Origin of the sequence: Streptomyces nogalater, assembly GCF_039532885.1 — a bacterium.
Lineage (GTDB): Bacteria > Actinomycetota > Actinomycetes > Streptomycetales > Streptomycetaceae > Streptomyces > Streptomyces nogalater.
The window spans coordinates 135,973-147,755 of sequence record NZ_BAAASM010000032.1 but is presented as its reverse complement, the minus strand read 5'-3'; the positions used below and the strand labels follow the sequence as shown (position 1 = coordinate 147,755).

General features: G+C 72.3%; 8 protein-coding genes. 4 read left to right on the top strand and 4 right to left on the bottom strand.

Annotated elements, in window-relative coordinates; translation table 11 throughout:
* Window positions 1–94: 94 nt before the first annotated feature.
* Window positions 95–949: an esterase/lipase family protein gene (locus ABD350_RS22115; RefSeq protein WP_344349966.1), complete on the top strand. Its 855-nt coding sequence runs from the start codon at window positions 95–97 to the stop codon at window positions 947–949.
* Between the two features lie 250 nt (window positions 950–1,199).
* Window positions 1,200–2,723, top strand: coding sequence for a peptidoglycan DD-metalloendopeptidase family protein (locus tag ABD350_RS22110; protein ID WP_344349965.1), 1,524 nt, complete (start codon window positions 1,200–1,202; stop codon window positions 2,721–2,723).
* 42 nt (window positions 2,724–2,765) lie between these two features.
* Here ABD350_RS22110 and pcrA read toward each other — a convergent pair whose 3' ends face one another.
* Entirely contained in the window at window positions 2,766–5,240 is a 2,475-nt protein-coding gene (pcrA, locus tag ABD350_RS22105) for a DNA helicase PcrA (protein ID WP_344349964.1), read from the bottom strand.
* A 1,842-nt stretch (window positions 5,241–7,082) separates the two neighbouring features.
* On the opposite strand from pcrA, the gene ABD350_RS22100 reads away from it, so the two are divergent.
* Window positions 7,083–7,649, top strand: a complete 567-nt coding sequence (locus tag ABD350_RS22100; protein WP_344349963.1) for a C40 family peptidase — start codon at window positions 7,083–7,085, stop codon at window positions 7,647–7,649.
* A gap of 64 nt (window positions 7,650–7,713) precedes the next feature.
* Here ABD350_RS22100 and ABD350_RS22095 read toward each other — a convergent pair whose 3' ends face one another.
* Window positions 7,714–8,067 carry a hypothetical protein gene (locus ABD350_RS22095; RefSeq protein ID WP_344349962.1) on the bottom strand — a complete coding sequence of 118 codons (354 nt, stop codon included), beginning with the start codon at window positions 8,065–8,067 and terminating at the stop codon, window positions 7,714–7,716.
* A 552-nt stretch (window positions 8,068–8,619) separates the two neighbouring features.
* Here ABD350_RS22095 and ABD350_RS22090 point away from each other — a divergent pair.
* A complete protein-coding gene (locus tag ABD350_RS22090; RefSeq protein WP_344349961.1) occupies window positions 8,620–9,684 on the top strand; it encodes a C40 family peptidase in 1,065 nt (354 codons plus the stop codon).
* A gap of 28 nt (window positions 9,685–9,712) precedes the next feature.
* Here ABD350_RS22090 and ABD350_RS22085 read toward each other — a convergent pair whose 3' ends face one another.
* The gene (locus ABD350_RS22085) at window positions 9,713–10,456 is read right to left on the bottom strand and encodes a LuxR C-terminal-related transcriptional regulator (RefSeq protein WP_344349960.1); all 744 of its coding nucleotides are present in this window, start codon (window positions 10,454–10,456) and stop codon (window positions 9,713–9,715) included.
* Window positions 10,453–11,742, bottom strand: coding sequence for a PspC domain-containing protein (locus ABD350_RS22080; RefSeq protein ID WP_344349959.1), 1,290 nt, complete (start codon window positions 11,740–11,742; stop codon window positions 10,453–10,455). The genes ABD350_RS22085 and ABD350_RS22080 overlap by 4 nt, the downstream gene beginning before the upstream one ends.
* Window positions 11,743–11,783: the final 41 nt, after the last annotated feature.

Below are 11,783 nucleotides of genomic sequence, written 5' to 3'. Positions count from 1 at the left end.
TTTTACGGCACGCGGCGAGGGGGAAATCACATGGTGGGACATGAGGCGCACGGGGGTCGAGGACGACCCTCGCGTGCCGACAGGAGGTCGGCCAATGAAGGTCACCGGGGTACTGCCGCCAATCCTCCCGCTCTGCCGCCGCCTGTGGCCGGGCAGACTGGCCGGACTGTCCGTGACGCTGCTGCGGGCCACGGCCCTGGAGGCCGCGATCCTGGCGGGCCACCTCCTGCTCTATCCGACCGGCCTGATCCGGGAACACCACTCCGCCGCCCTGCCCGCCCCGGACGACGGCACCGCCCGGCTGCCGGTCCGGCCGGCCCCGCCGGTCGTGCTGCTGCACGGCTTCATCGACAACCGCTCGGTGTTCGTCCTGCTGCGCCGCGCCCTCGCGCAGCACGGCCGCCAGCGCGTCGAGTCACTGAACTACTCTCCACTGACCTGTGACATACGCACCGCGGCCGAGCTGCTCGGCCGGCACATCGAGGAGATCTGCGAGCGCACCGGCAGCGCGCGGGTCGACATCGTGGGGCACAGCCTCGGCGGCCTGATCGCGCGTTACTACGTCCAGTGCCTCGGCGGTGACCTGCGGGTACGCACGCTGGTCACGCTCGGTACCCCGCACTCCGGGACGCGGGTGGCGCCGCTGGCGGACGCGCATCCGATCGTGCGGCAGATGCGGCCGGGCTCGGCGGTGATCGAGGAGCTGGCCCGGCCCGCGCCCGGCTGCCGGACCCGGTTCGTGAGCTTCTGGAGCGACCTGGACTCCCTGATGGTCCCGCTGGAGTCGGCCTGCCTGGAACATCCCGACCTCGACGCGCACAACATCCGGGTGAGCGGCATCGGCCATCTCGCCCTGCCCGTGCACCCGGCCGTCGCGGCGGTCATACGCGAGGTCCTCGACGCCCCGCACCCCGGGGACCGGATCACCGGCGGCCTGACGGTGGCCTGAGGCCGGCCGAGCCCCGCCGAGGGAGCGCACGGGCGCCTCACAGGACGTACACAGTCGGCACAAATCACCGCTCGATATCGAACATTCTTCGAACGCAAGGCCAAAGTCGCGTTGGGAGCCCCCGAAACACGGCCGAATGCCCGTTTCCGGCCCACGCGAAACCGTCCGAAGATTGTCGCGCCCAGGTACCGCCGGGTACAGTCGCCGCACTGCTCTGGCAGCCCCTGTTGTCGAGGCGAAAGAGAAGTTGGTGAACGACCGTCACCCGTCGGGGACGATGACCACCCCGGCCCCGGCTTCCGACGCCTCCACCGGGCACTACGCGCCGTACGGAGCGCAGGAAGCCCCCTACGACGACCTCACCACGTACGGCGGCTATGACGCCACCGGTTTTACCGACGGTTCCGGGAGCACGGCCTTCCACGCGGACCCGCTCTTCGGCACCCTCCCGGGCAGCGAGCCGACCACCGGCGCCTACGGCACCGCCCAGTGGCAGACCGGCACCGGCCAGCTCCCGGCCTACGACGCGTACGCGGCCGGGCATGTCGGCGCCTACGACTCCGGTGTCTACGACAGCACCGCCTGGACCATCCCCGCGCAGGCCACCGGAAACGATGTCAGCGGCCAGTGGGACACCAGCACCTGGCAGCAGCACGGTCCCTCGGGCCCCGCCGACACCACCCAGCAGTGGGCGTGGGACACCCAGACCTTCGACACGGGCGCCTACGACGCCACGCAGTGGAACTCCGCCGGGCAGACCGCGCCGGCCGAACCCGAGCAGGACGGCGCACCCTTCGACCGGCAGGCCACCGCGACGTTCGAGGCGGTCGGCGCCCACGCCGCCGACGGCCCGGCCACGCCGTCGGCCTTCGGGCAAGAGCCGTACGGGGACACCGCTTTCACCGAGCCGCCATCCGCCGCGGACGAGGCGGACGGCACCGGCGAACTGCCCGCCGTGACCGGCCTGCTGCTGGACGGCCAGGAGGAGATCACCCCGGTCCCGGCGGCCCGCACGGGCTCACGCGGCGCGGCCCGCTCCCGGCGCCGTACGCCCGCCAAGCGCTCGGCGCTGCTGACCGTCGCCGTGCCCTCGGCCTGTGTGATGGGGGTCGCGGGGATCGCCGCCGCCTCGGTCAGCGCGCTCACCGACGACTCCAAGGACACCTCCTCCTCCACCACCGCCGCTGACGCGCAGCCGGTCAAGCCCGCGGTCGCCAACAGCAAGCTGGACTCGCAGCTCCAGACCCTGTCCGCCGGTGCCGACGACTTCGCCGACCGGGCGAGCCGTACGCAGGAGCGGATCGACCTCAAAGCGCAGCAGGAGCTGGAGAAGAAGAGGGCGGCGGCCCAGGCCGCGCTCAAGGAGCGGCTGCGCCCCAAGTTCGCGCTGCCGGTCGCGCAGCACGGGCTCAGCGCCTACTACGGCCAGGCCGGCATCAACTGGATGTCGGTGCACACCGGCATCGACTTCCCGGTCGCCTACGGCACCCCGGTACTGGCCGCCACCGACGGCACCGTCACCACCCAGTGGAACAGCGCCTACGGCAACATGCTGATCGTGACGGCGAAGGACGGCACGGAGACCTGGTACTGCCACCTGTCCAGCTACCGCGTCGCCTCCGGCACGACCGTCAAGGCCGGCGAGCCCATCGCCTACTCCGGCAACTCGGGCAACTCCACCGGCCCGCACCTGCACTTCGAGGTGCGCCCGGCGGGCGGATCGGCCATAGACCCACTGTCGTGGCTGCGCAGCCACGGCCTGGACCCCACCTAGCCCGCAGGGCCCCGCTTCCCGCGGGGCCCTTTTTCCTCACGGCTACAGCTTCTCCACCGGCGCGTACCGCAGCAGCAGCCGCTTCGGCTTGGCGTCGCCGAAGTCGATCGTCGCCTCGGCGTTCGCGCCCGTGCCCTTGACCGCGACGACCGTGCCGAGCCCGAACTGATCGTGGGTGACCCGGTCCCCGACGGCCAGTGCCACCACCGGCTTCTCCGCCGTGCGCCGGGTGGCGAACCCGGACGCGCCCGACGCCGAGGAACGCGAACGGGTCGAGGACAGCGAGGCCGCCACCCCGGACGCCGGCGCCGTGGCCCCGGTCCGCTTCCACTCCACATGGGCGGGCGGGATCTCCTCCAGGAAGCGGGAGGGCGGGTTGTACGACGGCTGGCCCCAGGCGCTGCGCAGTGCCGCGCGCGTGAGGTACAACCGCTCCCGCGCGCGCGTGATGCCGACGTACGCCAGGCGCCGCTCCTCCTCCAGTTCCTTGGTCTGGCCGAGGGCCCGCATGTGCGGGAAGACGCCGTCCTCCATGCCGGTCAGGAACACCACCGGGAACTCCAGGCCCTTGGCGGTGTGCAGGGTCATCAGCGTGATGACGCCGTCACCGTCCTCCTCGTCGGGGATCTGGTCGGAGTCGGCGACCAGGGCGACCTGCTCCAGGAAGTCGGCCAGCGTCCCCTGCTCGCCCTCCCCGCGTTCCTGCTCGAACTCCAGGGCGACGGCCGCGAGTTCCTGGAGGTTCTCGATCCGCGTCTCGTCCTGCGGGTCGGTGGAGGACTGGAGTTCGGCCAGATATCCGGTGCGTTCCAGGACCGCTTCGAGGACGGTGGCCGGCCCGGCGCCGGACTCGACGATCGTGCGCAGCTCCTCCATCAGCGTGTTGAACCGCTTGACCGCGTTGGTGGAACGCGCGGCCATGCCGTACGCCTCGTCCACCCGCTTCAGCGCCTGCGGAAAGCTGATCTTCTCGCGCTGGGCGAGGGCGTCGATCATCGCCTCCGCGCGCTCGCCGATGCCCCGCTTGGGCACGTTGAGGATGCGGCGCAGCGGCACGGAGTCCTCGGGGTTGGCGAGGACGCGCAGGTAGGCGAGGACGTCCCGGACCTCCTTGCGCTCGTAGAAGCGGACCCCGCCGACGACCTTGTAGGGCAGGCCGACGCGGATGAAGACCTCTTCGAAGACACGGGACTGGGCGTTGGTGCGGTAGAAGACGGCGACGTCCGAGGCGCGCGCCTCCCCCGCGTCGACCAGGCGGTCTATCTCGTCGGCGACGAACTGGGCCTCGTCGTGCTCGGTGTCGGCGACGTACCCGACGATCCGGGCGCCCTGGCCGGCGTTGGTCCACAGGTTCTTCGGGCGGCGGGACTCGTTGCGTTCGATGACCGCGTTGGCGGCGGACAGGATGGTCTGCGTGGAGCGGTAGTTCTGCTCCAGCAGGATCGTCGTCGCGTCCGGGTAGTCCTCCTCGAACTGGAGGATGTTGCGGATCGTCGCACCCCGGAAGGCGTAGATCGACTGGTCGGCGTCACCTACGACGCACAGTTCGGCCGGCGGGATGTCGTACTCGCCCGGCGGAACGTCCCCCTCGCCGGCGACGGGCTCCCCCGTGCCGACGAGTTCCCGGACGAGGGCGTACTGGGCGTGGTTGGTGTCCTGGTACTCGTCGACCAGGACGTGCCGGAAGCGGCGGCGGTAGTGCTCGGCGACGTCCGGGAAGGCGCGCAGCAGGTTGACCGTCGTCATGATCAGGTCGTCGAAGTCCAGCGCGTTGGCCTCGCGCAGCCGCGACTGGTAGAGCGCGTAGGCCTGGGCGAGGGTCTTCTCGAAGCCGTCGGTGGCCTGGGCGGCGAAGTCCTCCTCGTCGATCAGCTCGTTCTTCAGGTTGCTGATCTTGGCGCTGAAGGACTTGGGCGGGAAGCGCTTGGGGTCGAGGTCCAGGTCGCGGCAGACCAGGGCCATCAGGCGCTTGCTGTCGGCGGCGTCGTAGATCGAGAACGACGAGGTGAAGCCGAGCTTCTTGCTCTCCCGGCGCAGGATGCGCACGCACGCGCTGTGGAAGGTCATCACCCACATGGCGTTCGCGCGCGGACCGACGAGCTGCTCGACGCGCTCCTTCATCTCACCCGCGGCCTTGTTGGTGAAGGTGATCGCGAGGATCTGGCCCGGGTGGACGTTCCGCTCGGCCAGCAGATAGGCGATGCGGTGGGTGAGCACGCGGGTCTTGCCGGAGCCGGCGCCGGCGACGATGAGCAGCGGGGAGCCGGCGTGCACGACAGCGGCGCGCTGGTTGTCGTTCAGCCCCTCCAGGAGGGCCGCCGAGTCCAGCGCGGGGCGCGGGGCGCCGTCGCGGTAGTGGGCGTCCCGGTCCGGCGGCATGTCGAACTTCCCGCCGAACAGATCGTCCGGAATCGGCTCCGGAGTGTGATCATCCTCGGGCGGTGGCGGAAGTTCCTCCTCGGGCCCGCGAGGGGCCTGGAGGTCCGCCAGGAAGCTGTCGTCAAAGAGGCTGCTCATCGCTCTCCGAGTCTAGGGCGCCCCACCGACAACCGGTCGCCGTCCCCGGAACATGGCCCGTTTCCGGGGCGGTTGATCTTTCCCGCGCACCGCGTCACCCAGCGGAAACGGTGGTCACGACGCGTGATGCGGCTCCCAGGTCACGGAAATGTATCGGACATGTATCGGACATAGCGCGCACCAACCTTCACAGAAGACTCACGAGTTGGCTAGGTTGCCGTCAGGCCGCACCGACCACCCTCCGGCGAACGTCGCCGGGCCGTACGGCCTGCGCCGAATCCGGCACGCGCCGCGCGATGCCCGGAGCCGGGGACCCACCGATCCTGGGCCGCATCGGCCGACTCCCGCCCGGGACGAAGCCGTGGGAGACCCCGGCTGGCACCCGCCCGAGCCCGCCCGGCAGGCGGCAGCACGGAAGGAGTCGCCCCCTTGGCGTCGCACCGCAAGCCGCGCCCCGGCGGCAGCCAGCCGACAGGCGCCCACACCCCCACCCTGGCCGCCGCAGCCCTGACCTCCCTGGCGGTGTTCTCCCAGCCCACCGAAACCGCCCTCGCGGCCGCCCGGCTCAGGCCGACCCCGGAGGAGATCGAACGAAAGATCGACGACTTCTACCGCCAGGCAGAGTCGGCGCGGGAGGCGTCCGCGGAGCGCGGGGGCTCCGGGGAGCGTCGTGGCGCCGGGGGGCGGGTGGGGCGTGGGGACCGAGGGGCGCCGGCGGTGCGGGAGGGGCGTGGGGATCGTGAGGGTCGCGGGGAACCCGAGGGGCTCAGGGACTGGGCTGACCGTTGGGGGCGGGGTGCATCCAGGGAGGCGAACGAGGGCGTCACAGGGGGCGGGCGCGGGGGACGCGCTGAGCGCGGGGAGTGGAGTGGGCGCGAAGAAGGGACCACCGCGAGCGGGGGGCGGGGCGCGCTCGATGGTCGGGCGGGGCCTGGGGAGCGGGCTGAGCGTGCCGAACGGGCTGAACCGGGCGGGCACGAGGAGCGGGCCGGGCAGGCCGATGGGAGTGGACGGGGTGCGCGGACGGAGCGCACCGGCGGGATTGGACGGGGCGAGCGGACCGGGCGCGCCGACGCGGCTTGGCGCGGACCACGGGCCAGGAGCGGCGGATCACGGGCCGGGAGCGATGGACGGGCCGACAGTGCCGGCTGGGACGGCGGAAGCGCTGAACAGGGCAGGCGTGCCGGATGGGACGGGCACGCTGGACGGGACGGGCGCGCCGGACAGGACTGGCGTGGCGGCGGATGGGTGGGGCGCCCGGAACCGGCCGGGTGGGCCGTGCCGGACGAGCGGGCCGGGATCCCGGGCGGCCCGAACGGCAGCCTTCAGCGGCTCCGAGACGAGGTCGCGAGGCGCGCCCGGCAGCGCATGCCGCCCGCCGCGCGAGGCGTGATCCCGGCCCAGCGTGGCATGCCCCAGCCCGGCATGTCACTGTCCCAGGGCAGTACCGGTCCGGGTCAGGTGAATCGCGGAACGTACGAGTCCGGGCACGGCACGAGCCAGGTCGAGCCGGGCGTGGGCCAGACCGGGCACGGCACGAGCCAAACCGAGCGAGACACCGACCACGCCGACCACAGCACGAGCCAAGCCGAGCAACGCACCGCCCGGACCGACCGCAGTACGGACCGCACCGGGCACGAAATCAGCAGCCACGCCGACCACGGAACCAGCGGCCACCCGGGGCACGGGTCCAGTGGCCACCCGGGGCACGGGACCGACTACGCCGCACGCGGCCGTACCGGCCAGTTCAGACGCGGAGCCGACGAAGCCGAACGCGCCGCCATCCCCGCCCAAAGCCCGGCCCTCACCCCACCTCTCCAGGTCACGGCGCCCGCTGAATCCATGCCGACTCCGCCGGCCCCCCAGGAAGCCCTCAGCGCGGCGGCGCCGGCGGGCAGCCGGCCGGACACCACCATCGCCGGCCGGCCGGACGCCCCCGCCGCTGGGCCGAAGGCCGTCAAGGTCATCACCAGGAAAAAGCTCACGTACGCGCGCGTACTGCTGTCCCAGCGGATCGCCGAGCCCTCCGGCTCACCTGCGGGTACGTACGCGACCAAGGCCGGCAGGGCCGTCGCCTTCGCCCGCGCCCAGCTCGGCAAGCCATGTGTGTGGGGCGCGGCAGGCCCCGGCTCCTACGACTGCGCGGGGCTCACCCAGGCCGCCTGGAAGTCCGCCGGCGTCACCCTCCCGCGCACGGCACCCGAGCAGGCCGGCGTCGGCATCCCGGTTCCGCCGGCCGAGGCCCGGGCCGGTGACCTGGTCTTCTTCCATGACGACGCCGACCACGTAGGACTGTGTACGGGCGACGGCATGATGATCCACGCGCCGAGGCCGGGCGCGTACGTCCGTGAGGAGCCGGTCTCCGCCCTCGGCGAGGCGACCGTCCACAGCGCGGTGCGACCGGGCTGACGCCGGCGCGGTTCCCATCGGAGCGCCGCCACTACGCAAGGCCTCCGGCCGGACGCGCCGGGGATCAGGTCCAGAGGACGGCGATGAAGATGTTGGCCATGGTCAACAGGCCGACCAGCCCGAAGACGCCCTTGTCGATCCGCTCCTCGTCGCGCTTCACATAGACCAGGCCGAGGATCACGATCAGCAGGGCCAGCTTCACCCCGAGCTTGATGTTGTTGAGGTGGTGGTCGTCGGCCTGGTTGAGCCCGACCAGAGCCACACCCGTGACCAGCATGGTCAGCGCGCCGTGCAGCATCCCGGGCACGAACCGGGCCGCGCCCTGGCCCATCGCCTTCATCTGGGTGAGGAAACCGCCGAGCAGCGCGGCGATTCCGATGATGTGCAGGCCGACGAAGAGATGGATGAGTACGTCCATGGGGCCGGAGCCTAACGACAACCCACCGTCCACCCCGCCACCGCCCCCTGCCGACAGCCCGACCAGCCCAGGCGGCCACCGGCCCAACCCCGGCCCCACCTGCCGACATCCCCGCCCCTCTCTCCACCCCCACCACACACCCTGCCGCCACACCCGACCCCGGCTCCCGTCCCCCAGCCCCAAACCTCAAGCCTCAAGCCCAAACCCCCGGCCTGCATAAATGCGCGTCATAGCACCCCACCACCCCCGTCAGCCCCCATTTCCCCACTTCGATCACCACGCTCCGTGAAGGCGACGACTCCGCACCAACCAGGTGATCGCATACGGTCACGCAACGGTCGACGGAAGCCAGTTCCGTACACCGCGTTACCAGCCCGTCACGTTCGGTTCTAGCGTCCTCCCCCAGGTGACCGGCTCCCCCTTGCCGACCGCGGCAACCGGCCACCACCGCCGAGAAGGCCCGGCGGCGGCCACTCCCCCAGCACGGGCCGCCGCGGGGCACGTACCGACCGCTCGGTCGTACCAATCGCAGGAAGGACGTGAAGGTTCCAGGTGGCAGCCCACCGCAAGCCCCCGCACCGACCGCTCACCGGCCACACGGTCCGGACGGCCACCACTCTCGCCCTGGCGGGCGCGGCCACCGTGGCCTGCCTGGACGGGACGGGACACGCCGAGCCCCAGCTGACTCCGTCGCAGGTGAAGGCAAGGGTGTCGACGTTGTACCGGGAGGCCGAGGCCGCGACCGAGAAGTACAACGGGGCGAAGGAGGAGGCGGAGGCGGCCCAGCGGCGGCTGAGCGCGCTGCAGGATGAGACCGCCCGCAGGCAGCAGAGGCTGAACTCGGCCCGGAACGCCCTGGGCTTGATCGCGGCGGCGCAGTACCGGGACGGCGCGATCGACCCGGCCTGGCGACTGGCCCTCTCCAGCGACCCCGATAACTACCTGAACGGTGCCGCGCTCGCCGAGCGGGCCGGCGACCGGCAGGCCGCCGCGGTGTCGGGGGTACGCCGGCAGTTGCGGGAGATCGAGCGGCTACGCGGCGCCGCCCGCGTCGAGGTGAAGTCGCTGCGGTCCCGGCAGGCCGAGCTGCGCCGGCAGAAGAAGACCGTCACCGGCAAGCTGGACGAGGCCAGGCGGCTGCTCGCGCGGCTGACTCCGCACCAGCGCGGCGAGGTCACCACCGCCGGCACCCCGGCGGAACACGCCTCCCGGTCGGCCGCCGATCCGCGGGAGCCACTGGAGCGGGCCGGCTCCGTCCCGGCCCCCAGCGGACGCGCCGCGGTGGCCGTCGCCTACGCCTACGGCAAGCTCGGCAGCCCCTATGTGTGGGGTGCCACCGGTCCTGACGCCTTCGACTGCTCGGGACTGGTCCAGGCCGCCTACCGCGCCGCCGGCCTCTCCCTGCCGCGCACCTCCTACGCCCAGATCAACGCGGGCCGGCGGGTCTCCCGCTCCGAACTACGCCCGGGCGACCTGGTGTTCTTCTACCCCGGCATCAGCCACGTCGGCATCTACGTGGGCGGCGGCCGGATGATCCACGCCCCGAACCCATCGGCTCCGGTCCGCCTGGCCCCGGTCGACCAGATGCCGTTCGCGGGCGCGACCAGGGTGGCGTAGGGGACGGGGACGGGCGGGCCCGTAGGGGTCAGACCAGCCGGCGCGCGGTCGCCCAGCGGGTCAGCTCGTGCCGGTTGGACAGCTGGAGCTTGCGCAGGACCGCCGAGACATGGGACTCGACCGTCTTCACCGAGATGAACAGCTGCTTGGCGATCTCCTTGTAGGCGTAGCCCCGGGCGATCAGACGCAGCACCTCGCGTTCCCGCTGGGTGAGGCGGTCCAGGTCCTCGTCCACGGGCGGGGCGTCGGTGGAGGCGAAGGCGTCCAGGACGAACCCGGCCAGCCGCGGGGAGAAGACGGCATCGCCCTCCTGGACGCGGAAGATCGAGTCGATCAGGTCGGCGCCGGTGATGGTCTTGGTGACATAGCCGCGGGCGCCGCCGCGGATCACCCCGATCACGTCCTCCGCGGCGTCCGACACGGACAGCGCGAGGAAGCGGACGGGCCGCTCGGCGTCCGCCGTGAGCGCGGCGCACCGGCGCAGCACCTCGACCCCGCCGCCACCCGGGAGGTGCACGTCGAGGAGGACGACCTCGGGCCGGGTGGCGGTGATGACCGCGACCGCCTGGTCGACGTCCGCCGCCTCGCCGACCACCTCGACGCCGGTCTCGGCGGTCTGGCCGATCTCGGCCTGAACGCCGGTGCGGAACATCCGGTGGTCGTCCACGAGCACCACCCGCACATGCCGCCCGCCCGCGCCGGCACCGGGTTGGCCGGACCCGGCCGCCTCCGCCGCCCCCGCCGTGCCGTTCGCCTCGGTCGCGTCGCTCATGACGTCTTCTCCGCCCTCTCCATCTCCAGCTCGACCTCCGTGCCGCCGTCGGGCACCGCCCGCAGCCGGGCCGTGCCGCCGTGGCGCTCCATGCGGCCGATGATCGATTCTCTGACACCCATGCGGTCGGCGGGTATCGCGTCGAGGTCGAACCCGGGGCCGCGGTCCCGCACGGACACGAAGACCGATCTGCCCTCGACTTCGGCGTAGACCTGTACGGCACCGCCCTCGCCACCGTACTTGGCGGCGTTCACCATGGCCTCGCGCGCGGCCTGCATCTGCGCTCCGGTCCTCTCGTCCAGCGGGCAGTCGCCGACTATGACGACCTCGATGGGCACACCGTGCTTGTCCTCCACCTCGGCGGCGCTGCGCCGCACCGCCTCGGCGACCGTGTCCGGCTCGTCGGCCTCGTCCTTGCCGGTGCCCTCCGGCTTGTACAGCCAGGTGCGCAGGTCGCGTTCCTGGGCACGGGCGAGGCGGCGCACCTCGCTCGCGTTCTCGGCGTTGCGCTGGATCAGGGTGAGGGTGTGCAGCACGGAGTCGTGGACGTGGGCGGCCACCTCGGCGCGTTCCTGGGCACGGATGCGCATCAGGCGCTCCTCGGAGAGGTCCTGGGTCATGCGGACCAGGTAGGGGCCGGCGAGGAGGGTGATGCCGACGAGGACGACGAGCGCGGCCTGGAGGACCGCGCCCAGGTGAGCGGTCGATCCCTGGAGGACGAAGACCGCCGTGACCCCGGCCGTGACCAGCAGGACGCCGCCGGCCGCACGCAGCAGGGTGAGGGTGCGGCGCCGCCGGCCGACCTCGACCCAGCGGGCCCGGCGGGCGTTGTCCGCCTGGCGCCAGACGAGGGCGACACCGGCCGCGACGAGCACGGAGGGCACCAGATAGGCCTTGGTGGCGCTGCCGAGGTTGACACTGCGCACGAAGATCATGGAGACGACGACCATGAGGAGCAGGGCGGCGATCTGGCCCCGGTCCGGTCTGCGGGCCATCAGTCTGCGCCGGCCGTCCGGCGAGGTCTCCGCGCCCACCAGCGAGTGCCTCTGGTCGCCGACACCGCCGACGCCGAGCGGGACGAAGAACCAGAACGCGGCGTAGAGCAGCGCTCCGAGCCCGTCGGCCATGAGCAGGCCGGCGAAGACGAGCCGCACCCAGACGACGGGCAGCCCGAGATGCCCGGCGAGCCCTCGCGCCACTCCGCCGAGCCAGCGTCCGTCGTCGCTGCGGTAGAGCTTGCGCGGGGGCCGCAGGTCGTCGAGTGGCAGGCTTGCGGCTTCCGGCATGCCAACGATGGTCACACGGGCGGCGGGACGGAGCATCAGGG